This window comes from Albidovulum litorale, from assembly GCF_025751495.1.
GTDB lineage: Bacteria > Pseudomonadota > Alphaproteobacteria > Rhodobacterales > Rhodobacteraceae > Albidovulum > Albidovulum litorale.
This window is the reverse complement of record NZ_JAOWKZ010000004.1, coordinates 91,415-112,611: the sequence shown is the minus strand read 5'-3', so window position 1 is coordinate 112,611 and position 21,197 is coordinate 91,415. Positions and strand designations below refer to the sequence as shown.

Genomic DNA, 21,197 nt, shown 5'->3' with positions numbered 1-21,197 from the left:
TCAGGATCGTTCGATCAGAACGACAGGCCGAGACCCAGCGAGAAGGTGTCTTCGCCGTTACCGTTGAACGACACGCCCTTGTTGCTCGAACCGTAGCCGGCCATCGCAACCGCGCCGCCGCCGAGGTCGTAGTTGGCGACGAGACCGAAGCCGCTTGGGTCGTTGGAGGTCCCCAAGTCATAGGCGCCGTAGTTCGCGCCGACTGTCAGTGCCGGCATGGTCGTCGGGGTGTAGGCAACGCCGATGCCCCACCAGCTGGAATCGTTGCTGCCGAACGAGAAATCGGCATAGCCCAGAGCTACCGACATGCCGTTCGAGAAGCCAGCAGAACCGCTCAGACCCCAAGTGTCAGCGTTTTCGCCGGACTGGTAACCGACACCAGCCGAAAGGTCGACGCCGTTCATGTTGCCGGACCACTTACCACCGATCGACCAGATCGTGTCGAGCGTCGGACGGCCGGAGTTGAAGATCGTGCGGATGGTCGTGACCGGCACGCCGCTGATCGTCGCGCTCGATGCGGTGACGGTGCGGCCATCGTCCTGCTCGGCCGAGATCGCAACCGCGAAGTCACCGAACGAGTACTCGTAGCGGATGATCTGGTTGTCATAGGCGCCGTCGAGGCCGGTAAACCAGTACGCACCAGCGTGGGTGGAGTGGTCATCGAAGATGCTGGTGCCGGTGTAGATTTCCGAGAGAGCCCAGTCGTAGGCGCCATCGGTTTCACCGAGCGTGACTTTACCGAACGCGCCCGAAACCCAGAAGGCCTCGTCGTCGATCGACAGGCCGCCATTGGTGGACGACGGGCTGTTGTTTTCTTCGATCTGGACCTTACCGCCAAACTCAAGGCCGTTGTCCGTGGTGCCGGAGAAGTTGAAGTTGACCTGCCAGTCATTGTGGAACTGGGTTTCAACGTCGTCACCGCCGAAGATACCGATTTCGGCGTAGCCCGACAGGGTGATTTCAGCAGCCGACGCGGCGCCGGCGAAGCCGACGATCGCGGTGGATGCGAGAAGGATCTTTTTCATTTCGTATTCCCTCGTTGATCATAAGGTAGGCCCAACTCAGGGGAATCCGAATTGGGTATGCTTCTATTTCCGCCCTGCGCCCCCGCAATGCAACGGAAAGGACCCAAGGGCGGGGAAGACTCGTGAATGATGGTGCAGACTTGCCACAGTTCCCGGCAGCCGAGGTAGATTCCCGGCGAAACCCCTGACCTGAAAAGCCTTGTTCACGTCCAGTGGCTCGGTTAGACAGCGTGAAACGACAGTCGCGGGGTGGGTCATGAAGGTCCTCAACATCATGCGCGGGGCGATTCTGACGGGGCTGATCGCCAGCCTTGGCGCCTGCAATGGAATCGGTTCCGGCGATAGCGGCCTCTTTCGTCGCAGCACCCCAGCCCCGCTAACCGCAGAAGACATTGCGGAGCGCGAGGCCGCTGCCGAGAGGCAGCGTGGCGTGAACGAAGGCCTTTCCACCAAGTCGAAATCCCGAACCGAAAGCGCGCGAGCAAACCAGAAGCGCGGGGGGCTGTTCGACCTGTTCGGGAATAAAGCCGATCCGAACAACACGGTCGAGGTAAACTCGTATCTCTGGCAAGCCTCGCTTGAAATCCTTGATTTCCTGCCGATCCAGACCGTCGATCCCTTTTCGGGCGTGATCGTCACCGGCTACGGCACGCCGCCGGGTGGCGGACGTGCCTATCGCGCGACGATCTATGTGCAGGATCCGGCACTCGACGCCCGCTCTCTGAAAGTGGCGCTGGCGACGCAGTCCGGCCCGGTCGATCCGGCGACCCAGCGTGCGGTCGAGGATGCGATTCTGACCCGGGCGCGGCAGTTGCGCATTCAGGACAGCAAGCTTTAAGGTTTTTTCCGACGCCTGAACGCGCTTAGGGACAGAGGGAAACTCTGGACCTTGCCCACGGCGCTTGTATAACCGGCGCGGACCAAGCGCCGAGGATAAAGCATGTCGCGTTACGACCCCGCCCAGATCGAACCGAAATGGCAGAAGGCCTGGGAAGAGGCCGGATGCTTCACCGCGCGGCGCGATCCGGCCAAGCCGAAATACTATGTGCTGGAGATGTTTCCCTATCCGTCGGGGCGCATCCATATCGGCCATGTGCGCAACTACACGATGGGTGATGTCGTGGCGCGCTACAAATCCTCTTGCGGCTTTTCGGTCTTGCACCCGATGGGTTGGGACGCTTTCGGCATGCCCGCCGAGAACGCGGCGATGGAACGGGGCGGCCATCCCAAAGACTGGACCTACGGCAATATCGCGCAGATGCGCGGCCAGATGAAGCCCTTGGGCCTTTCCATCGACTGGTCCCGCGAATTCGCCACCTGCGACCCGGAGTACTACGGCCAGCAGCAGTCGATGTTCATCGACTTCATGGAAAAAGGGTTGGTCTATCGCAAGAACGCGGTGGTGAATTGGGACCCGGTCGACATGACCGTTCTGGCGAACGAACAGGTGATCGACGGCAAGGGCTGGCGTTCGGGTGCCGAGGTGGAGCGGCGCGAGCTGACGCAGTGGTTCTTCCGCATCTCGGATTTTTCCGGTGAACTCTTGGACGCCATCGACGGGCTGAAGGACTGGCCCGAGAAGGTGCGGCTGATGCAGGCCAACTGGATCGGCAAGTCACGCGGGCTGCAATTCGCGTTCTCCACCGTCGATGCGCCTGAGGGCTTTGACCGGCTGGAGGTCTATACGACCCGGCCCGACACGCTGATGGGGGCGAGTTTCGCGGCGATCTCGCCCGATCATCCGCTGGCCAAGCATCTGGAACGCCACGATCCTAAGATCGCCGAATTTGTCGCCGAATGCCGCCGCATCGGCACGTCGGAAGAGGCGCTGGAAAAGGCCGAGAAGAAGGGGCTGGATACCGGTATCCATGTCCGTCATCCTTTTGACGAGGCTTGGGAAATGCCGGTCTATATCGCCAATTTCATCCTCATGGACTATGGCACCGGCGCGATCTTCGGCTGCCCGGCGCATGACCAGCGCGACTTCGATTTTGCCACGAAGTACGGCCTGCCGATCCCGCCGGTTTTCGTGGCCGAGGGGGCAGAGGAAGCGGACTTGTCCGAGGCCTATGTGCCGATGAAATCCGAACGCGTCCGCTATGTCCGCGGCTTTGCGGGGGATGAGGTACAGACCGGCGAAGCGGCCGTCGATGCCGCAATCGCTTTCTGCGAAGGCAAGGGCGTCGGCCGGGGTGTCACCAATTACCGCCTGCGCGACTGGGGTGTCAGCCGCCAGCGCTACTGGGGCTGCCCGATCCCGGTCGTGCATTGCGAGGCCTGCGGCGTGGTCGCGGAGAAGAAGGAAAACCTGCCGGTCGAACTGCCCTATGACGTCAGCTTCGACCAGCCGGGCAATCCCTTGGACCGTCACCCGACCTGGCGGGACTGCGCCTGCCCGAAATGCGGGGCGCCCGCGAAGCGCGAAACCGACACGATGGACACCTTCGTCGATTCGTCCTGGTACTACGCCCGCTTCACCGCGCCGCACGCGAACACGCCAACCGTGGCCGAGGATGCCGATTACTGGATGAATGTGGACCAATATATCGGCGGGATCGAACACGCGATCCTGCACCTTCTCTATTCGAGGTTCTTCGCCCGGGCGATGCATATCTGCGGCCACCTGCCGAAAAAGGCGGTCGAGCCGTTCAATGCGCTCTTCACCCAAGGGATGGTGACGCACGAGACCTATTCGACCAAAGGCAAGGACGGCCGCCCGGTCTGGCATACGCCGGATGACGTGACCCGCACTGCCGATGGCGCGACGCTCGCCGATGGAACGCCGGTCGATATCGGGCCGGTCATCAAGATGTCGAAGTCAAAGAAGAACGTCGTCGACCCGATGGACATCATTGCCCGTTACGGCGCCGATACCGCACGCTGGTTCGTCATGTCCGACAGCCCCCCGGAACGCGACGTCGAATGGACCGCCGCCGGGGCCGAGGCGGCGCAGAAGCACCTGACGCGGGTCTGGACGCTCTCAGACCGGATCGGGTCGCTGCCCGACGGCAAGCCGGGCACGGGGGACGAGGATCTGGCCCGCGCCATGCACCGGGCGATCCATGACGTGACGCAGACGATCGAGGGCTTCGCCTTCAACAAGGCCATCGCCAAGCTTTACGAATTCGCCAATGCGATCCAGAAATCCGACGCCTCAAAGCCGGTCCAGCGGCAGGCGATCATGGTGCTGGCGCAGCTCATGTCGCCCATGACTCCGCATCTGGCCGAGGATATCTGGGCCCATCAGGGCGGCGAAGGGCTGATCGCGCAAGCGCCCTGGCCAAAGGCCGATCCGGCGATGCTGGTCGACGACAACGTTACCCTGCCCATCCAGATCAACGGCAAACGCCGCGCGGAAATCAGCGTTCCGAAGGAAATGCCCGCATCCGAGGTTGAAAAGATCGTGCTGGCCGACGAAGCTGTCATCCGGGCGCTGAATGGCGGCGCGCCGAAAAAGCTCATCGTCGTGCCGGGGCGCATCGTCAATGTTGTCATCTGACCGCAGAACCTTTCTGATACTGGCGGCAGCGCTGCCGCTCTCGGCCTGCGGCTTTGCGCCGGCCTACGGGCCGGGCGGTCAAGCTACGGGTCTTCTGGACCGGGTTACGGTGGATGCCCCTGAAAACAAGGACGATTTCGACCTTGTCGAGCGGCTTGAGGAACGGCTGGGTCGGCCCGCTGCCGCCGCTTTCCGCCTGTCCTACCGGGTGGAGGTAGAGGTCGAAGGCCAAGCCATCGCGCAGGACAACCGCATCAATCGTTATCAGGTGATCGGCAAAGTGGCCTACACGCTCCACGACGCAGGAACGGACGAGGCGTTGAGTTCGGGCAAGGTGTCCTCCTTCACCGCCTATTCGGCCTTTGGTACCTCGGTCGCCGCAGCGGCATCCGAATCGGATGCCCGGACAAGGCTCATGCGTATTCTCGCCGACAGGATCGTGACCCAGCTCATCGCCACCTCGGCGGAGTGGAACCGGCCGTGAAACTGTCCGGCGCCGCAGCGACCCGGTTTTTTGCGCAGCCTGAACACGACCGTGCGGGTCTGCTGATTTTCGGGGCTGACGCGATGCGGGTGGCACTGAAGCGGCAGGAGGTCATCGCCGCCCTGATCGGACCGGAGGGAGAGGCCGAGATGCGGCTGACCCGTATCCCGGGAAGTGATCTGCGCAAGGACCCGGCGCTGGTCGCCGATGCGCTAAAGGCGCAGGGGTTCTTTCCCGGCCAGCGTGTCGCCTTTGTCGAGGACGCGACCGACGGGCTCGCCCCAGTCCTGAAAGCGGCCCTTGCCGACTGGCAGAAGGGCGACGCGATGCTGGTCGTGACCGCCGGAACGCTGACCAAGGCCTCGGCGCTGAAAAAGGCGTTCGAGGAACATCCGAACGCCTATGCTGCGGGCATCTACGACGATCCACCGAGCCGCGAGGAAATCGAGGCGGTACTGGCCAAGGCAGGACTGAAGGATATCGGGCGCGAGGCAATGACCGATCTGCTGGCGCTCGCCCGCGACCTCGATCCCGGCGATTTCCGCCAGACTGTTGAGAAGGTCGCGCTGTACAAGTTCGGCGATGCGACTCCGCTGACGCCCGCCGACGTCGCTGCCTGCGCGCCCGCGACGATCGAGGCCGAAGTTGACGATATCCTGCATGCCGCCGCCGAGGCGCGGGCGGGCGATATCGGCCCCCTGATGCGGCGGCTTGAAGGGCAGGGCGTGAACCCGGTCACACTCTCCATCGCAGCGATGCGCCATTTCCGCACGCTGCATGTTGCCGCGTCCGCCCCCGGCGGCGCAGCCGAGGGCATCGCCCGCATGCGCCCTCCCGTTTTCGGCCCGCGCCGCGAGCGGATGCTCAGACAGGCGCAGAACTGGGGCATGCACCGGCTGGAAACCGCGCTGGGGTTGTTGACCGATACCGACCTGACGCTTCGGTCCACCTCCCGCGCGCCTGCCATGGCGGTAATGGAGCGCGCGCTGATCCGCCTTGCGATGCTGAACAGGCGGTAAAGACCCACAGAAAGTGTTGGTTGACGGGACTTGGTGGCGAACCGACTACGCAGCCGCCCTCAGCGCCCGATCAAGCGCGGAGGAGAACCGCGCGCGGTCCTGTTTGGAAAACGGCCGTCCGCCGCCCTTTCGGAACGGATCGGCAGACCGCAGATCGGCCATCAGGTCGCGAGTGGCGAGCGCGTTGCCGATATTGGCCTCGGTCAGCGCCTCGCCATTGTGTTTCAGCACAAGCGCCCCGGCCTCCACGCATTTCGCGGCCAGAGGGATGTCGCCGGTGATCACTACATCACCCTTGCCTGCGCGTTCGGCGATCCACTTGTCCGCCTCGTCCGGGCCTTCGGTGACAAAGACTGTCTCGACCAGTGGATGTGGTGACGGCCTGATGCCACCATTGCAGACCATCTTGACCGGCACGCGCAACCGGTCGGCGGCTCGGATGCATTCCTCCTTCACCGGGCAGGCATCGGCATCGACGTAAAGCGTCATGCCTTGCCCTTGCGCTTGACCTTGAACTCCTCGGGGATCGGCATGCGGTTGAAGGCATCAAGCCCGGCAATGCGGTAAGCTTCGGCGAGCGTCGGATAGTTGAACGTGTTCTCGACGAAATAATCGACCGTGCCTTTCAGGTTCAGCACCGCCTGCGCGATATGGATCAGTTCCGTCGCGCCCTCGCCCACGATCTGCACGCCCAGCAGCCGCCGGGTCTTGAGGCTGACGAGCATCTTCAGCATGCCATGCTCCAGCCCCATGATATGCCCGCGCGAGGTTTCACGGAAGCGGGCGATGCCGACCTCATAGGGAATGCCCCTGCCCTGCGCCTCTTCCTCGGACATGCCGCAGGTGGAAATCTCCGGCACCGAATAGATGCCGTAGGGAAACCAAGGGCTTTCCTTCAGTGTGGGCGTGTCGAGCGCGTGGCAGGCCGCAACACGGCCCTGTTGCAGCGAGGTGGAGGCAAGCGAGGGGTGGCCGATCACGTCACCCGCCGCGTAGATATGCGGCACCTTGGTCTGGTAGGTCTTGCGGTCGACCTCCAGCCGCCCGCGATGGTCGGTTTCCAGCCCCACGGATTTGAGATTCAGCGCATCCGTCGCCCCCATGCGGCCGGCGGCGTAGAGCAGCATCTCGGTCCGGACATGGCGGCCATTTTCCAGTGTCACCTCAACATGGGTCTTCGCATCCTCGATCTTATCGATCTTCGATCCAAGCCGGAGGTCGAGGCCGTTTTCCCGCACCTGATGGGTAAACTCGCTGATCGTGTAGCGGTCGATGAAATCGAGAAAGCTCTCACGCGGTTCGATCAGGGTCACGCGCACGTCGAGGGCGGTGAACATGGTGGCATATTCGACGCCGATCACCCCCGCGCCGACGACGCAGAGCGAGCGCGGCAACTGCCCGAGTTCGAGGAAGTCGTCGCTGTCGACCACGGTCTTCCCATTGAAGGGCACGTCCTTTGGCCGGTAGGTCTTGGTCCCGGTGGCGATCAGGAATTTGTCGGCGGTCATCTGCACCGTCTCGCCCGCCTGCGTCGCCACTTCCACCTCGTTCGGGCCGGTGAACTTCGCCGCGCCCAGAAGCGTCTCGACATGGTTGCGGTTGAACTGGTGCTCCAGCACGTCGACCTCGTAATCCAAGGTCTTGTGCAGCCGGTTCTTCAGGTCGTCGGAACTGATGTCCTCCTTGACCCGGTAGGAGCGGCCATAGAACGACCGCTCGCGCCAGCCGGAAAGGTTCAGCACCGTCTCACGCAGGGTCTTCGACGGGATCGTGCCAGTATGGACGGAGACGCCGCCCAGCCGGTCCTTGCGGTCGATGACCAGCACCCTGCGCTTGAGCTTGCCCGCCTGAATCGCGGCGGCTTTGCCTGACGGGCCGGAGCCGATGATGATCAGGTCATAATGGCTCATGTCTTACCCCGCATAGAGCGCTTCGGCATGGAAGGCGATGTGGTCGCGCATGAAGGAGGAGACGAAGAAATAGCTGTGGTCGTATCCGGGTTGCATGCGGAACTGGCCGTTCTGACGCCGCTCCATCATCGCCTGCGCCAGCGCCTCGGGCTTCAAGAGGTCGAGGAACTGGTCCTTGGAGCCCTGGTCGATGAGTATGGGCCCATCGAAGCCGAGACGGCGCATCAGAAGCGTGGAATCGTGCGGCGCCCAGAGGTTTTCGTCAGAACCGAGGTAAGCGCCAAGCTGTTTCCTGCCCCAGTCCGACTGGCTGGGATGCGCAATCGGCGCAAAGGCCGAGACGGAGCGGAACCGTCCCGGAAGCCGCATTGCCATGGTCAGCGCCCCGTGCCCGCCCATCGAATGGCCGGTGATCGCCTGCCGGTCCTCAGCCACAGCGAAGTTGGCGGTGACGATGGCGGGCAATTCCTCGGCCACGTAATCCCACATCCGGAAATGCGGGGCCCACGGCTTCTCGGTCGCGTTGACGTAAAAGCCCGCGCCCTGGCCGAGATCGTAAGCCTCGTCATTGGCCACGCCCTCGCCGCGCGGAGAGGTGTCGGGGAAGACGAGCGCAATGCCCGCCTCGGCCGCCCAAGCCTGGGCACCTGCCTTCACCATCGCATTCTCATGCGTGCAGGTCAGGCCCGACAGATACCACAGCACCGGCACGGGACCGTCCGTGGCCTCTTCCGGAAGGAAAAGCCCGAAGGTCATATCGCAGCCGCAGGCATCCGAGGCATGGCTGTAAACCCCCTGAATACCGCCAAAGCATTTGTTTTCGGAAAGCGTCTGCATGGGTCTTCCTTTCTTCAGGCTCCGGTGATCCAGGCGACCACCAGGGATACGGTCACGATGCTGACCATCGTGGAAATCAGGATTGAGGCCGACACGCGCTGTGGCGCGACCCCGTAATTGCGGGCGAGGATATAGACATTCCCCGCCACCGGTAAGGCTGCCGCCGCGATCATCACGCCCGCCGCGAAGGGTTCGACCTTGAAAACCACCAGCGCTGCAATGGCAACCGCCAAGGGATGAAGTGCCAGCTTGGCGAAGGAAAGCCAGAGCGCGACCGACAATCTTTCGGCCGTTTTCGACGCGAGCGAGGCACCGATGGCAAAAAGCGCGCCGGGCGTGGCCGCAGCACCTAGAATCATCAGGAATTCATCGACCGGGGCAGGCAGCGTCAGGTTGGCGGAAGAGACCGCAAGGCCAAGCACCATCGCCACGATCATCGGATTCTTTAGAAGGCCAAGCGCCAGCGTCTTGAAGATGCGGGGCGAAAGGTGTCCCTCCCGTGCGCCGGTGATGATGAGGGTGATGAGGCTGGAAAAGACGATGAGGTCGATGGCCAGCAGCATCAGCACAGGCCCTGCAGCTTCGGGACCCAAAAGTGCGGTCAGGAGCGGCACCCCGAGAAAGCCGGTGTTGCCAATCACGGCGCATTGCGCCTCCACTGCCATTTCGGTGGCGGGAATGCCGCGCAGCCGGGCCACGATTGCCGCCAGAATGTAGACCGCGAGGCAGCCGGTCAGATAGGCAGCGGCGAACCGCGCGTCAAAGATCTCCGCCAGCGACAGCTTGGCGGCGAAGCGAAAGAGCATCGCCGAGAGCGCGAAGTAGAAGACGAAGCGGGTGAGATACTCAGTCGCGGCTTCGGGGAAGAAACGGATACGGCCTGCGAACCAGCCGAGGCCGATCAGCGCGAAGAAGGGAAGTGTTTTCAGGAAGATCGCCAGCATCGCTCCCCGCCTAGCACGGTGCCATTGCCGGGACCAGCGCCTCAGCCCTTCCGAACCGTCAAAATCTGTGACAGTGGTTTCTTGATCTTCGCAACCGCAGGCACCGTCGCTCCGGCCGCCGCACGGCCCACGGCGATGATCATCACCGGCTTTTCACTGTCCGGGCGATCGCAGAGACCGTTGAGGAACTTCATCGGATTGGGCGTGTGGGTCAGCGTTGAAAGCCCGGCATGGTGCAAGGCCGCGATCAGGAAGCCGGTGGCGATGCCGACGCTTTCGGGCACGTAGTAGTTCTTGTAGCGCTCGCCGTCATGGGTCACGCCGTAACGCTGCGCGAAGACGACGATCAGCCAGGGCGCGATATCGAGATGGGGTTTGTAGACACCTGTCCCGATCGGCTCCAGCGCCTTCAGCCATTCCTCGCCCGCGCCGCCTGCATAGAAATTCTCCTCCTCCTTCTCGGCGGCAGCGCGGATTTCGGCCTTCATCGCTGCATCCGAAATCGCCACGAAATGCCAAGGCTGATGATTGGCTCCCGAAGGCGCGGTGCCGGCAGCGGCGACGCAGGCTGCGATCACCTCATCCGGCACCGGTTCGGGGCTGAAGTCGCGCACAGTATGGCGTTTCTTCATGTAGTCGCGGAATGCCTCGGCTGCTTTCAAGGCCTCCGCATCGCCCAAAGCCACCCAGTCAGGCAGGGGGACCGGCTGATAGCTGACCTTGTCCTTGAAATACATGGATCACTCCCCGGCAGTTTGCCGGGGATACTACCCGCCCCCGATCAGAACGCCAGCCGCAAAGACCAGCGCGCCGCCCAGAACGACCTGAAAGGTCGCACGTAGGAACGGGGTCTCCATGTAGCGGTTCTGGATCCAGACGATGGCCCATAGTTCGACAAAGACGATGGCGATGGCGATGACTGTCGCGGTCCAGAAATCCGGGATCAGATAGGGCAGTGCGTGGCCGAGCCCGCCCAAAGTCGTCATCACACCGGCCGAAATACCCCTCTTCATGGGTGAGCCGCGGCCCGAGAGCACACCGTCATCGGACGCAACTTCGGTAAAGCCCATCGAGATGCCCGCGCCGACGGCGGCGGCAAGACCAACGAGGAAGGTCGTCCAGGTATCCTGCGTCGCAAAGGCTGTGGCAAAGATCGGTGCGAGGGTGGAAACCGAACCGTCCATCAGCCCGGCCAGACCCGGCTGAACCCAAGTCAGCACGAACTGGCGGTGGGCGGCCCGGTCTTCCTCCCCCTTTGCCGCTTCGTCCAGATGCGCCTCGGCCAGATCGCCCGCCTTTTTCTCGTGCTTGGCCTCGGCGGCAGCCAGATCGCCAAGAAGCTTCCGCGTCTCGGCATCCTTGGTCGCGGCGGCGGCGCGGCGGTAAAAGGCCTCAGCCTCGCGCTCCATAGCCTCGGCCTCGCCCCGCATCCGGTCAAGGCCGAGATTTTCCACCAGCCAGACGGGTCGGCGGGCGTAAAATCCGGCGACATGTTCGCGGCGGATCAGCGGAATCACATCCCCGAACCGCGCCTTGTGGCGTTCGATCAGCCAATGGCGATGGGTGTCCTCTTCCTTCGCCATCGCCTCAAAAACGGCGGCGGATGAAGGAAAGTCGGCGCGCAACCGTTCGGCATAGGTCCGGTAGATGCGGGCGTCATCCTCCTCGGACGAAATCGCAAGCGCGAGCACTTCTTGCTCGCTCAGGTCCGAGAAACGGCGGCGGCTGGCAAAGCCGGGGATCATGGCGGTCTCCAGTTTGGAACGATTCCAAACTAGGGGGCCGGAGGCGGTGCGGCAAGAGCGGAAAGCGACCAATTCTGAACTAATGAGTTCAGTTTGGTCTTGAAATTCTGAACTGATCGGTTTAGATCGAAATTACTAAACGAAACAGTTCAGAACGGATGTCTCCCATGACACGGATTCGCACCCTTATCACCGCAATCGCCCTTGGACTGACCGCAGCCCCGGCCCTTGCAGGCGGCGTGACGTTTGACCTTCCCCGACTTCAGTTTCCGACCGATGGTGCCGGCGCCACCCGGGGCTGCCACAGCGTGACCACACAGGTCTGCGCACCGAAAGGTCAGTGACGACCCCTGCCTCATCCCGGCGGGATCCTCGGGCGGGCTCAGGCCTGCCCGTTTTTTCGTGTCCGCGCTTGTCGTCCGCGATGCAGGCGGTCTATCCTTTCTGCGGGGAGTGACCGAATGACAGCAAACGCCGCCATTGCGACCATCAAAAGGGGCCGCAAGTTCGATCAGGTGCTGGAAGGGGCCCGGACCGTGTTTCTGCGGGACGGGTTCGAGGGCGCGAGCGTTGACGATATCGCAGCCGAGGCGGGCGTCTCCAAAGCCACGCTATATGCCTATTTCCCCGACAAGCGCATGCTGTTCATCGAGGTCGCCAAGGGCGAATGCCAGCGCCAGGCGGACGAGGCCGAGGCGCTTGTCACGCTCACAGCGCCGCCGCAGATGGTCCTTCCCGTGGCGGCCCGCAAGATCGTCGACTTCTTCCTGAGCGATTTCGGCCGCTCAACCTTCCGCATCTGCGTAGCCGAGGCTGAACGGTTCCCGGAGCTTGGACAGGAATTCTACGCGACCGGGCCGGGGCTTCTGAACGAACGTATCTCGGCCTACCTGACCGGGGCAGTGGAACGCGGCGAACTGGTGATCGAAGACATTCCCCTTGCCGCCGCGCAGTTCGCGGAACTGTGCAAGGCCGACATCTTTCCCTGCGTCTGCTTCGGCATCAAACGCGAGTTTTCGGTGGACGACCGGAACCGCGTGGCCATGGGCGCGGTCGAGATGTTTCTGGCACGATATGGGGTGAAGTGAGCCTTCAGCCCCAAGGAATGCGCAGTTCTAAAGCCCCATTATCTTGGGTTTCAGACAATCCGAGCCGCGTCAGTCTATCCTGCGGACAAAGACATGATTACCCTCGCGCTTGGTCTCGAAACGCTTGAGTTCACCTACAAGATCGCTCAGCTTGCGCTTCCCGTAGGTCCTGGTGTCGAAATCGGGATTGTCGGCCACGATCCTTTGCCCGATGAGGCCGAGAAGATACCATTCATCTTCCTGATCTATCTTGGCCATTGCCCGGATGATCAGATCGACCGCTTCTTTAGGCGACCGCTTCGCCCCGGATCTGGCTGCCGCACCTTTGGTGGGTTCCGGATCCTCAACTATGTTCTCGATAAAGACGAATCGGTTGCAGACATTGCGCAGGGCTTCGGGTGTCTTTGCCTCGCCGATGCCGATCACCTCCAGTCCCTCCTCGCGGATACGGCTTGCAAGTCGGGTGAAGTCGCTGTCTGACGAGATCAATACGAATCCGTCGAATTTGCCGGCATGCAGAATGTCCATCGCGTCGATCACGAGGCCGATATCGCTGGCGTTTTTGCCCTTGGTATTGGCCGATTCCTGATGCGTCACGAGGCCAAGCTGGCGTGCTTTTTCCTTCCAGCCATTAAGCTGGGGGTTAGACCAGTCGCCGTAGACCCGTCGCAAAGCGGGTTCTCCGTAAGCCGTGATTTCCTTCAGGATCGCCTCTGCATTTCGGGAAACGACATTGTCGGCGTCAATCAGAACGGCAAGCAGGGGAATGTCGGCGCGGGCCATCATCGATTACTTTCTGTGCGGGAGGGCGTAACCACCACCCTGTCACAGCGCACGGTACATGACCAGCGCGTCGACGTAACCCTCCCGCGGATGCAGAAAGGCCCCGGGCAAGCGGCCGATGGTGTTGAAGCCATGGCTTTCCCAGATCGCGATCGCCCTAGTATTCGTCGCAACCACGAAGTTGAACTGCATCGCGCGGTAACCGGCGGCCTTCGCGGCATGGAGCGCGTGGCTCAGCAGGTGCCGGGCCACGCCCCTGCCCGTCGTCCCGGTGGCCGTGACAAACCCGCAATTGCAGACATGCGCCCCGCCACCCTTCTGATTGGGGGTCAGGAAATAGGTGCCTAGGAGGATGCCGTTTTCCTCGGCCACAAAGACCCGATGCGGTGCGCCGGACCAATAGTCGAGCGCCTCGTCACGGCTTACGTCACGCGGAATGCAATAGGTTTCGCCCGCGCGGAAGACGGGCTCCAGCATGGCCCAGATGCTGTCGTCATCTGCCTCGGTCGCCGGACGTATCTGCATACTTGCTCCAATTAGATGCGGTGATGGGATCGGGTGACAGGCGGTTCGGTCGCATCACCTGCCTGCCGGTCCCAGATAGGCGTAACGGTAGGCCAGCGCCACGCCGCCCGCACCACCAAGGATGTTTCCGAGCGTTACCCAGAGAAGATTGGTCACCGCACCCGTCAGGTCCACTTCGCCTCCCGCGGCCCAGCCCTGCGGGAAGAAATACATGTTGGCCACCGAATGTTCGAGGCCAAGCAGCACGAAACCGGTTATTGGCCAGAGAATGGCTAGGATCTTGCCCGCCGCCGTCCGCGCGGCAAAGGTCAGCCAGACCGCAAGGCAGACCAGCGCGTTGCAGAGCGCGCCACGCACGAAGGCCTCCACCGGTGGCAGGTTGGACTTGGCCAGGGCGATCTGCGCTGCCGTCCCGCCCATCTTTCCGTCAAGAAGGCCGGACAGGCCGAAGGCCACCGCAAGTCCGACCGCGCCCACCAGATTGCCGAGATAGACAACAGCCCAGTTGCGAAAGAGCTGTTGTGGCGTGATCCGCCCGTCAACTGCCGCCATGACCATCAGGGCATTGCCGGTAAAAAGCTCCGCTCCGCCGACCACAACAAGGATCAGCCCGAGCGAGAAGACCAAACCGCCGAGCATCCGCGCCGGGCCATAGCCCATGTCGGTGCCTGTCATGACCATCGTATAGGCCGCCGCCCCGAAACCGATGAAGGCCCCGGCGAGCATGGCAAGCACGAACATCTGCACCAGCGGCAGCGCAGCCTTGGCCACGCCCGCGCCTTCTATAAGCCGGGCGATCTCGGCAGGTTTGAAGGCGTCTGGATGCGGTGTGTCGTTCATGTACGGAGAGGATAGCGGATATGTTACTGCCGTCCACTCTGTCCGCGAAACACCGTCAGCCTTCGACCCTCAAGATGCTGGTGATCGAGGCGACGCCTGCATCACCTCCACCGACATAGTCGATCTTGACCATGTCCCCGGCGACGAGGTCGGGAGAGATTTCGGTCGTGTCGGCCAGCGGCCAGATGGTCTTGTCGTCAAGCACGATGACATTCGCCACGCGGTCGAAGGCGAGGATCTTGCCCGTGGTTTCGTCAGCGATGGCGGGGGTGGAAAGAACGAGAGTCAGGGCAAGCAAAAGCGCGCGCATGGGCGTCACTCCAAAGGGGTTGCGGGCGCACGCTATCACCGGGCGGATGAGTCGGGCAGTGGGATTTTTGCGTATCACAGAGTGGTGAGGCCGACTGCTCCCGACCGCGCCTGCCATGATCAGGTCATAGTGTTCGGATAGCCAGCGTTCATGACCGCAAGACCACATTTGCAGGAACGAACGTCCGGCCGCCGTGACCGGAACAGACCGGGTTTGGGACGAATTCTGTCCTCGACCCTCGCCAAGCTAATGGCCATTCCGGTTATCGCAGTGGCGACGGCGGTTTCGATCTATATCCGCACCAGCCCCTATCCCCCGGCTGAGGCGCTTGCCCATCTCATTGCGCGTGCCGGTTGCCCGGCTGCGGCGGCGATCGGGCTCGCGGGGGCGCGGATGGGCGAGCTTGGCTATCACGACCGGAACGACCCGGACGGCGACGGGATCGCCTGTGCGCCCGCCACGGCCGCCGACGGTCAGGTCACGGTGACGAAGGCGGGCGGGGCGAAATTCGTGCGACCGAAACCGGCGGGCGATGGCTGACGGGGGCTGGCGGCAAAACGTATGGCAGGTTTCGGCAAAGCGTACGGCAACGGTCGGTCATCACCGCTGCATTCAACAGAAGGATGCCGGAGGTATTCCCCACCCGTCAGGGGCGGACAAGCTGCACGGTGACATGGCCCAGCGCCGGGCCGATCCATTGCCGTGAGAGTGCGATCGTGCCGTTGCCGGTCACCCAGTAGCTGTTCGTCACCGTCAGTGACTGACCCTTCGCCTGACAGGTCTCGTCGATCTGAACCGTGGCATAGCTCGTTCCGGCGAAGCTGAGCGTCCTTGCCGCGCCGGAGCTGTAGGTACAGGTCATCGGCAAGGGCCGCTCGCGCCACTCGCCGTCGAGATAGCGATACGAGCGGTCGCTGGTCCCCGACCGCCGCCCGGTGATCAGCGCGACCGCGTTCCCGGTGTCGGATGACATGAGGTCAAACCCAAGCCCGCGCGAGGCGATCAGCACGCCGCCGCGAAACGAAAGTGTCTGTTTGTTCGGTGTCGAATAGGTGCGCACCGACCCATTGCGGCCATATTCGCCCAGGGCCGTCATCAGCCCGGTGTTCTCGATCTCGGCGAGGATCAGCGGGCCCTCGAACGAGGCCTTCGCAGTCGCCGCCATCTGTTCGGGATCGGGCGATTGGGCGGGCGCCTTGCCCGCGCGCATCTTGGCCGCGATGGCCTTCGCCGCGCCCAAAGCGGCGCGGCCGCCATCGGTCTGCGACCGGTCGCTGCCGCAGGCCGCCAAAAGCACAACAAGCGATGCGAGCAAGGCCGACCTTGCCGGATTACGCCGGATCACCGCCAGAACCTCCCCCACTGGATCTGCATGTCGCCCTGGTGGGTGTCGCGGATCGTCTGATACAACCGGCCGTCTACATCGAGCCGCGCGCCGCCGTCGCGGTTCAGCGGCTTGATCACGGTCGAAACCTTGGTGCGCGTGGACTGGCCGGTGACCCAGGCGACGGGGATCGTCAGCCGGATACCCTTGTCGAACGAGCCCTCACCAAACTCAGCCGAGGAGAGATCGGTGACGGTCGCATAGGCGCCGACCTTCCAGCCATTGGCAAATTCGCGGTCCAGCGTGAACGTCGCGCCCCAGTCGCCGACCAGATAGCGCCCGGCGTCGATCTGACCGTGGAAGCCATTGCCGAAATCGTAATAGGCCGAGACATGGCCGGTCGTCGTCTCATAGTCGCGGAAGGTGAAGAGCGTGTCGAAGTCGCGCTGCTTGACCCGGTTCACCTCGACCCCGAGGGCAAAGGGGCTGTCGACGCGCTTCCACAGAAGCTCGCCGGAAATGCCGCCATACATGCGTTCCAGAAGACCGACGGTGACGCGCCCGTAAAGGTTCGGGGCGGGCCGCGAATACCAGGCGAAGGTCAGGTTGTGGAGCGCGGGATCGCCCTCTTTCTGGTATTCGACAAGGTCAGACCGGACGTGGTGCACGATCGAATCCGAAACCCGGGTCGACTGGTCGAGATTGCCGACGAGTTTCTTGCGAACCTTGCCCGACAGGACCAGGCCGGGAGCGAATTCATAGCGGCCCTTGAGCTGAAGCCCGGCATCGGCGCGTACCGGATCGTCGGGGTCGAAGACCGACATTTCGGCATAGGGCGTCAGCGCCCAGCTGAAGCGGGGATGGACGCCCGGCGTCTGGACAAGGCCCTCGTCCGGGCCGTTCAGGGGATCGCTGAACTCCGCCGTGCGCAGCATCTTGAAGGCGGCATCGCTTTCCAGCGCTTCAATATCACTGCGCCGGAGTGTGACCGACGAGGCGGGGATGCCGCTTGCGACCGAGGTGATGACGAAGATCTCCACCGAGGACGGCAGCGCGCGGGTCAGTATGCGGGCGGTGCGTCCCACCGCCTGCGGCTGGGACAGGTGGCGTTCGTTGCGCACGCGCACTTCGGCCCGCGTCGTCGAGAGTGACATGCTTTCAAGGACCTGACCGTCATTCTCAAGCGCCATGGCAATCGCTACCTGAACGCCCGGATGCACCTCGGGGTCGTTGACCCAGTCGGACCCCCAGCCCTCTGGATCAGCGGCGCGGGTTGGCCGTGGCCGGACCGGGAGCGGTGCGGTTTCCAGACCGCTCGGCGCCACCGGTCGGCGCGGATCTATGGCGAGGTTGAACTGAAGCCCGACCTCGGACCCGTAAAGGTAGTAGCCCGACAGGCTGGCCGTCCGGTTGATCGCGTAATTGAAGCCGAGATTGAGCGAACTGTCGCGGTTGAAGGTCCCGGCGGCGGTTTCCGTATCATAGGCGTCGGACGAGTATTCCGCCTTGAGGCTCAGCTTGTCGGTGGCCTGCCAGGCAAGGCCAAAGAAAGGTGCGGCCGGGCCGCGGAACCACTGGTCGGTATTGGCCTTGCCGCCCTCGCCGAAATCCAGGGGCGGGCGGTCGCCGAAGGGACTGCCGATATCGCCATTGCTGCCAAGCCGACCCCAGCCAAGTCCCGCCGTCGCCTTGAGGCGCGGGGTGATGGTCTTGGTGGCGACGAGGTATTCGCCCGAATAGATGCCGGTTCCCACGAAGTCGCGCAGACCGACAGCAACTGCGGGACGCCAGCCCTTTTCATCGAGAATCCGGTAGTGAAGGTCGAAGGACCGGTCATAAAGGTCCGATCCGCCCGTGAAGACGTCCGGCACTCGGGAATAGCGGAATGCACCCGACAGACGGTCGGTGACCTGGAAGGTCGCCGTCATCCTGAGACCGCCCTCGAACCGGAACAACGTCGCGCCGAGCGTGCCTTCCGGCGCGCTTTCGGCGGTCGGCATGTCGATCAGGCCCGGAAGGCCAAATGTGCCCGGTGTCTGCTGCAAGATCGGATCGGCATAGGCCATCACCGCGCCGAATGTCGCGGCCCCCGCCAGTGCCAGTCTTGCGCTATGCTGCCCCCGCAACCTGCTCTCCATTCTTAGTTGGGGGGCACTATACATGCTTGGCGGAGCGCCTCCAGAGGCAAGCTTACCCTGGCGTGTCTTTCGGGCGGTCCGCCGCCAGTGCCTTTGCAAAAATGCAACTATAGCCACGCATGGCAGGCGGGCGTTTTTTGTATGTTATCCGTACAGCCTCCGTCCCGACAGGTGTCGGGACGGAGGCTGTGTTTACATACAGGCCTGATAGAGCGCGCGGGTATTGTCGCGCGTCATCTCGACCGGGTTGCCGCCACAGGACGGGTCTTCGAGCGCCATCTCGGTCAGCTCGTCGAGCCGCGATGCCTCGACCCCCATCGCGGTGAGGTTTTCGGGGATGGAAAGCTCAGACCGCAGGTCCATGACCTGTGCCCGGAAGCCGTCAAAGCCGCCCTTGATGCCCAAATAGGCGGCGGCCTGTTCGATGCGCCCATCGATGGCGTGGCGGTTGAAGTCCAGAACCATCGGCATCACCACAGCGTTCGTGGTGCCGTGATGGGTGCCGTAGACCGCGCCGACGGGGTGCGACAGCGAATGGATCGCACCAAGCCCCTTCTGGAAGGCCACCGCCCCCATGGCGGCGGCGCTCATCATATGGGCGCGGGCCTCAAGGTCGGTCGGGTTGGCATAGACCTTAGGCAGATTTTCGAACACCAGCCGCATGCCTTCCAGCGCGATGCCCTGCGACATCGGGTGGTAGAAGGGGCTGGAATAGGCCTCAAGGCAATGGGCGAGTGCATCCATGCCGGTACCGGCCGTGATGAACTTCGGCATGCCCACGGTCAGTTCGGGGTCACAGATCGTGACGGCGGGCAGGAGTTTCGGGTGGAAGATGATCTTCTTCTTATGGGTCGCGGAATTGGTCAGGACGCCAGCGCGGCCGACTTCCGATCCGGTTCCCGCCGTGGTCGGCACGGCGATGATCGGAGCGATGGTGGCGGGGTTGGCGCGAGTCCACCAGTCGCCGATATCCTCAAGCTCCCAGACGGACACTTTCTGGTCGACCATCAGCGCGACCATCTTGCCAAGATCGAGCGCCGAGCCACCGCCGAAACAGACGACGCCGTCATGGCCCCCGGCGCGGTAGACCTTCAGCCCGGCCTCCATGTTCATCTCATTGGGGTTCGGGTCGACCTCGGAAAAGACTGCGCGACCGAGCCCGGCAGCGTCGAGAATGTCGAGCGCCTGCGCGGTGATCGGCAGCGCGGCAAGCGCCTTGTCGGTTACAAGAAGGGGCTTCTTCATGCCCACGGCCTTGCAGTGATCGGCAAGTTCCCTGATGCGGCCGGGGCCGAATTTGACGGCGGTCGGATAGGACCAGTTGGCGGTAGGCGCGGTCATGCTTTCACCTTGCGGAAGTGGTAGGAACGGGGACGGGTGACGGACTGGTAGCCGAGCTTGGAAAGACCGACGCCACGGCCGGTATCCTTGCAGCCGGTCCAGCAGATCGCCGGGTCGAGATAGTCGGCGCGGTTCATGAAGACGGTGCCCGTGTCGATCTTGCGCGCGATGTTCCACGCGCGGTCCTGATCCTGAGTCCAGAGGCTGGCGGTCAGGCCATAGGGGCTGTCGTTCATGAGGGCGAGCGCTTCCTCGTCGGACTTCACCGGCATGATACCGACGACGGGGCCGAACGACTCCTCGGTCATCACCCGCATGGAGTGATCGACATTCACCAGAACCTGCGGCATCAGGTACGCCCCACCATCGTCGGCCGGGAAGTTTTGCCGTTCGATCAGGGTCTTGGCACCTGCGGCCACGGCCTCTTCGGTCTGGGCGCGGACAGTGGCGGCAAAGCGTTTGTTGGCCATCGGACCAAGGGTGGTTTCGGCGTCGAACGGGTTGCCGAGTTTCAGCGTATTGACCCATCTCACCGCCTTTTCGACGAAATCGTCAAAAAGCTTGTGATTGACGTAGATGCGCTCGATCCCGCAGCAGCACTGGCCTGCATTGTACATCGCGCCATCCATCAGCGTGTCGACGGCCCAGTCGAGATCGGCATCCTCCATCACGTAACCGGGATCCTTGCCGCCGAGTTCGAGGCCAAGCGCGGTGAAGGTGCCCGCCGCCGCGCGTTCGATGGCCTGCCCGCCACCGACGGAGCCTGTGAAGTTCACGAAGCCGAAGCTGCGGTCGGCGATCAGCTTTTCCGTCCCTGAATGGTCGAGGACGATATTCTGGAACACATCCTCGGGCACGCCCGCCTTGTGCAGCGCCTCGGCGATGCGGTCGCCGACGACGAGGGTCTGGCTCGCATGTTTCAGGATGACCGCATTCCCGGCGATGAGCGCCGGAACGATGGTGTTCATCGCGGTCATGTAGGGATAGTTCCAGGGCGCCACGACGAAGACGACGCCATGGGGGGCGAATTCGATGCGGCGGGCGAAGGTGCCACTGTCCTCAACCACCATCGGCGCAAGCGCCTCAGCCGCGATCCCGGCCATGAAGTTCGACCGTTCGTTCAGCCCGCCGAATTCACCGCCGAAGCGGGTCGGGCGGCCCATCTGCCAGGCCAGTTCCTCGACGATGCGGTCCTTGTCGGCGTTGAGGTTGGCGACACCGGCCTGCACCAGCCTGATGCGCTCCTCAAGCGGGCGGGCGGCCCATGCGCCCTGCGCGGCCTTGGCTCGCGCCACTGAGGCTGCCGCCGCCTCCGGCGACAGGGGCGCGCGTTCGGCATAGACCCGCCCGTCCACGGGCGAGATACATTGGATCATCTTGGTCAT

Annotated in this window: 22 protein-coding genes; 7 read left to right on the top strand and 15 right to left on the bottom strand. The window is 63.2% G+C overall.

Features of this window, described 5'->3' with window-relative positions:
* Window positions 1-14 precede the first annotated feature (14 nt).
* Window positions 15-1,025 (bottom strand): porin, encoded by a 1,011-nt coding sequence (locus OEZ71_RS15785; RefSeq protein WP_263740988.1) that lies wholly within the window; start codon window positions 1,023-1,025, stop codon window positions 15-17.
* A gap of 256 nt (window positions 1,026-1,281) precedes the next feature.
* Here OEZ71_RS15785 and OEZ71_RS15780 point away from each other — a divergent pair, with 256 nt between their 5' ends.
* The 4 genes from OEZ71_RS15780 to holA all read left to right on the top strand — a co-directional run bounded on the left by OEZ71_RS15780 (window position 1,282) and on the right by holA (window position 6,027).
* Window positions 1,282-1,863, top strand: a complete 582-nt coding sequence (locus tag OEZ71_RS15780) for a DUF3576 domain-containing protein (RefSeq protein ID WP_263740987.1) — start codon at window positions 1,282-1,284, stop codon at window positions 1,861-1,863.
* Between the two features lie 102 nt (window positions 1,864-1,965).
* On the top strand, window positions 1,966-4,524 hold the full coding sequence (gene leuS, locus OEZ71_RS15775) for a leucine--tRNA ligase (protein WP_263740986.1): 2,559 nt from the start codon (window positions 1,966-1,968) through the stop codon (window positions 4,522-4,524).
* Complete coding sequence (gene lptE / locus OEZ71_RS15770; RefSeq protein WP_263740985.1) at window positions 4,511-5,008, top strand: LPS assembly lipoprotein LptE; 498 nt, start codon at window positions 4,511-4,513, stop codon at window positions 5,006-5,008. Before leuS ends, lptE begins: the two co-directional genes overlap by 14 nt.
* A complete protein-coding gene (holA, locus tag OEZ71_RS15765; protein WP_263740984.1) occupies window positions 5,005-6,027 on the top strand; it encodes a DNA polymerase III subunit delta in 1,023 nt (340 codons plus the stop codon). Before lptE ends, holA begins: the two co-directional genes overlap by 4 nt.
* 45 nt (window positions 6,028-6,072) lie before the next feature.
* On the opposite strand, the gene OEZ71_RS15760 is transcribed toward holA, so the two are convergent.
* The 6 genes from OEZ71_RS15760 to mbfA are packed head-to-tail and all read right to left on the bottom strand — an operon-like array spanning window position 6,073 to window position 11,463.
* Window positions 6,073-6,516, bottom strand: a complete 444-nt coding sequence (locus OEZ71_RS15760) for a YaiI/YqxD family protein (protein WP_263740983.1) — start codon at window positions 6,514-6,516, stop codon at window positions 6,073-6,075.
* The gene (sthA, locus tag OEZ71_RS15755; RefSeq protein WP_263740982.1) at window positions 6,513-7,937 is read right to left on the bottom strand and encodes a Si-specific NAD(P)(+) transhydrogenase; all 1,425 of its coding nucleotides are present in this window, start codon (window positions 7,935-7,937) and stop codon (window positions 6,513-6,515) included. The genes OEZ71_RS15760 and sthA overlap by 4 nt, the downstream gene beginning before the upstream one ends.
* A gap of 3 nt (window positions 7,938-7,940) precedes the next feature.
* The gene (fghA, locus tag OEZ71_RS15750) at window positions 7,941-8,774 is read right to left on the bottom strand and encodes an S-formylglutathione hydrolase (protein WP_263740981.1); all 834 of its coding nucleotides are present in this window, start codon (window positions 8,772-8,774) and stop codon (window positions 7,941-7,943) included.
* Between the two features lie 14 nt (window positions 8,775-8,788).
* Window positions 8,789-9,718 (bottom strand): AEC family transporter, encoded by a 930-nt coding sequence (locus OEZ71_RS15745; protein WP_263740980.1) that lies wholly within the window; start codon window positions 9,716-9,718, stop codon window positions 8,789-8,791.
* 41 nt (window positions 9,719-9,759) lie between these two features.
* Complete coding sequence (locus OEZ71_RS15740) at window positions 9,760-10,455, bottom strand: nitroreductase family protein (RefSeq protein WP_263740979.1); 696 nt, start codon at window positions 10,453-10,455, stop codon at window positions 9,760-9,762.
* A 30-nt stretch (window positions 10,456-10,485) separates the two neighbouring features.
* Window positions 10,486-11,463: an iron exporter MbfA gene (gene mbfA, locus OEZ71_RS15735; protein WP_263740978.1), complete on the bottom strand. Its 978-nt coding sequence runs from the start codon at window positions 11,461-11,463 to the stop codon at window positions 10,486-10,488.
* 167 nt (window positions 11,464-11,630) lie between these two features.
* Here mbfA and OEZ71_RS15730 point away from each other — a divergent pair, with 167 nt between their 5' ends.
* Together OEZ71_RS15730 and OEZ71_RS15725 are read left to right on the top strand one after the other, a co-directional pair.
* Window positions 11,631-11,807: a hypothetical protein gene (locus OEZ71_RS15730; protein ID WP_263740977.1), complete on the top strand. Its 177-nt coding sequence runs from the start codon at window positions 11,631-11,633 to the stop codon at window positions 11,805-11,807.
* 117 nt (window positions 11,808-11,924) lie between these two features.
* Window positions 11,925-12,551, top strand: a complete 627-nt coding sequence (locus OEZ71_RS15725; RefSeq protein WP_263740976.1) for a TetR/AcrR family transcriptional regulator — start codon at window positions 11,925-11,927, stop codon at window positions 12,549-12,551.
* A gap of 69 nt (window positions 12,552-12,620) precedes the next feature.
* On the opposite strand, the gene OEZ71_RS15720 is transcribed toward OEZ71_RS15725, so the two are convergent.
* Genes OEZ71_RS15720 through OEZ71_RS15705 form a run of 4 tightly spaced genes read right to left on the bottom strand, consistent with a single transcriptional unit; the run spans window position 12,621 to window position 15,009 of the window.
* Window positions 12,621-13,334, bottom strand: coding sequence for an NYN domain-containing protein (locus OEZ71_RS15720; RefSeq protein WP_263740975.1), 714 nt, complete (start codon window positions 13,332-13,334; stop codon window positions 12,621-12,623).
* Window positions 13,335-13,376: 42 nt separating this feature from the next.
* Entirely contained in the window at window positions 13,377-13,859 is a 483-nt protein-coding gene (locus OEZ71_RS15715; RefSeq protein WP_263740974.1) for a GNAT family N-acetyltransferase, read from the bottom strand.
* Window positions 13,860-13,913: 54 nt separating this feature from the next.
* Window positions 13,914-14,699, bottom strand: coding sequence for a formate/nitrite transporter family protein (locus OEZ71_RS15710; RefSeq protein WP_263740973.1), 786 nt, complete (start codon window positions 14,697-14,699; stop codon window positions 13,914-13,916).
* A gap of 55 nt (window positions 14,700-14,754) precedes the next feature.
* Window positions 14,755-15,009: a hypothetical protein gene (locus OEZ71_RS15705; RefSeq protein ID WP_263740972.1), complete on the bottom strand. Its 255-nt coding sequence runs from the start codon at window positions 15,007-15,009 to the stop codon at window positions 14,755-14,757.
* A 150-nt stretch (window positions 15,010-15,159) separates the two neighbouring features.
* Between OEZ71_RS15705 and OEZ71_RS15700 the strand changes: the two genes are divergently transcribed.
* Window positions 15,160-15,549 carry an excalibur calcium-binding domain-containing protein gene (locus OEZ71_RS15700; RefSeq protein ID WP_263740971.1) on the top strand — a complete coding sequence of 130 codons (390 nt, stop codon included), beginning with the start codon at window positions 15,160-15,162 and terminating at the stop codon, window positions 15,547-15,549.
* 106 nt (window positions 15,550-15,655) lie between these two features.
* Here OEZ71_RS15700 and OEZ71_RS15695 read toward each other — a convergent pair whose 3' ends face one another.
* The 4 genes from OEZ71_RS15695 to OEZ71_RS15680 form a co-directional block, all read right to left on the bottom strand.
* Window positions 15,656-16,372 carry a YjbF family lipoprotein gene (locus tag OEZ71_RS15695; protein ID WP_263740970.1) on the bottom strand — a complete coding sequence of 239 codons (717 nt, stop codon included), beginning with the start codon at window positions 16,370-16,372 and terminating at the stop codon, window positions 15,656-15,658.
* Window positions 16,351-18,459, bottom strand: coding sequence for a YjbH domain-containing protein (locus OEZ71_RS15690; RefSeq protein WP_263740969.1), 2,109 nt, complete (start codon window positions 18,457-18,459; stop codon window positions 16,351-16,353). The genes OEZ71_RS15695 and OEZ71_RS15690 overlap by 22 nt, the downstream gene beginning before the upstream one ends.
* A 204-nt stretch (window positions 18,460-18,663) precedes the next feature.
* Window positions 18,664-19,812: an iron-containing alcohol dehydrogenase gene (locus tag OEZ71_RS15685; protein WP_263740968.1), complete on the bottom strand. Its 1,149-nt coding sequence runs from the start codon at window positions 19,810-19,812 to the stop codon at window positions 18,664-18,666.
* Window positions 19,809-21,197 (bottom strand): aldehyde dehydrogenase family protein, encoded by a 1,389-nt coding sequence (locus OEZ71_RS15680; RefSeq protein WP_263740967.1) that lies wholly within the window; start codon window positions 21,195-21,197, stop codon window positions 19,809-19,811. The genes OEZ71_RS15685 and OEZ71_RS15680 overlap by 4 nt, the downstream gene beginning before the upstream one ends.

Excerpts from the sequence above, each read along its gene's own strand:
- OEZ71_RS15720 (WP_263740975.1), bottom strand. The coding sequence starts at position 13,334 with ATGGCCCGCGCCGACATTCCCCTGCTTGCCGTTCTGATTGACGCCGAC.
- sthA (WP_263740982.1), bottom strand. The coding sequence starts at position 7,937 with ATGAGCCATTATGACCTGATCATCATCGGCTCCGGCCCGTCAGGCAAA.
- OEZ71_RS15715 (WP_263740974.1), bottom strand. The coding sequence starts at position 13,859 with ATGCAGATACGTCCGGCGACCGAGGCAGATGACGACAGCATCTGGGCC.
- OEZ71_RS15725 (WP_263740976.1), top strand. The coding sequence starts at position 11,925 with ATGACAGCAAACGCCGCCATTGCGACCATCAAAAGGGGCCGCAAGTTC.
- OEZ71_RS15705 (WP_263740972.1), bottom strand. The coding sequence starts at position 15,009 with ATGCGCGCGCTTTTGCTTGCCCTGACTCTCGTTCTTTCCACCCCCGCC.
- OEZ71_RS15740 (WP_263740979.1), bottom strand. The coding sequence starts at position 10,455 with ATGTATTTCAAGGACAAGGTCAGCTATCAGCCGGTCCCCCTGCCTGAC.
- OEZ71_RS15745 (WP_263740980.1), bottom strand. The coding sequence starts at position 9,718 with ATGCTGGCGATCTTCCTGAAAACACTTCCCTTCTTCGCGCTGATCGGC.
- OEZ71_RS15785 (WP_263740988.1), bottom strand. The coding sequence starts at position 1,025 with ATGAAAAAGATCCTTCTCGCATCCACCGCGATCGTCGGCTTCGCCGGC.
- lptE (WP_263740985.1), top strand. The coding sequence starts at position 4,511 with ATGTTGTCATCTGACCGCAGAACCTTTCTGATACTGGCGGCAGCGCTG.
- OEZ71_RS15760 (WP_263740983.1), bottom strand. The coding sequence starts at position 6,516 with ATGACGCTTTACGTCGATGCCGATGCCTGCCCGGTGAAGGAGGAATGC.
- OEZ71_RS15700 (WP_263740971.1), top strand. The coding sequence starts at position 15,160 with ATGACCGCAAGACCACATTTGCAGGAACGAACGTCCGGCCGCCGTGAC.
- OEZ71_RS15680 (WP_263740967.1), bottom strand. The coding sequence starts at position 21,197 with ATGACCAAGATGATCCAATGTATCTCGCCCGTGGACGGGCGGGTCTAT.
- OEZ71_RS15685 (WP_263740968.1), bottom strand. The coding sequence starts at position 19,812 with ATGACCGCGCCTACCGCCAACTGGTCCTATCCGACCGCCGTCAAATTC.
- OEZ71_RS15780 (WP_263740987.1), top strand. The coding sequence starts at position 1,282 with ATGAAGGTCCTCAACATCATGCGCGGGGCGATTCTGACGGGGCTGATC.
- mbfA (WP_263740978.1), bottom strand. The coding sequence starts at position 11,463 with ATGATCCCCGGCTTTGCCAGCCGCCGCCGTTTCTCGGACCTGAGCGAG.
- OEZ71_RS15730 (WP_263740977.1), top strand. The coding sequence starts at position 11,631 with ATGACACGGATTCGCACCCTTATCACCGCAATCGCCCTTGGACTGACC.
- OEZ71_RS15710 (WP_263740973.1), bottom strand. The coding sequence starts at position 14,699 with ATGAACGACACACCGCATCCAGACGCCTTCAAACCTGCCGAGATCGCC.
- fghA (WP_263740981.1), bottom strand. The coding sequence starts at position 8,774 with ATGCAGACGCTTTCCGAAAACAAATGCTTTGGCGGTATTCAGGGGGTT.
- leuS (WP_263740986.1), top strand. The coding sequence starts at position 1,966 with ATGTCGCGTTACGACCCCGCCCAGATCGAACCGAAATGGCAGAAGGCC.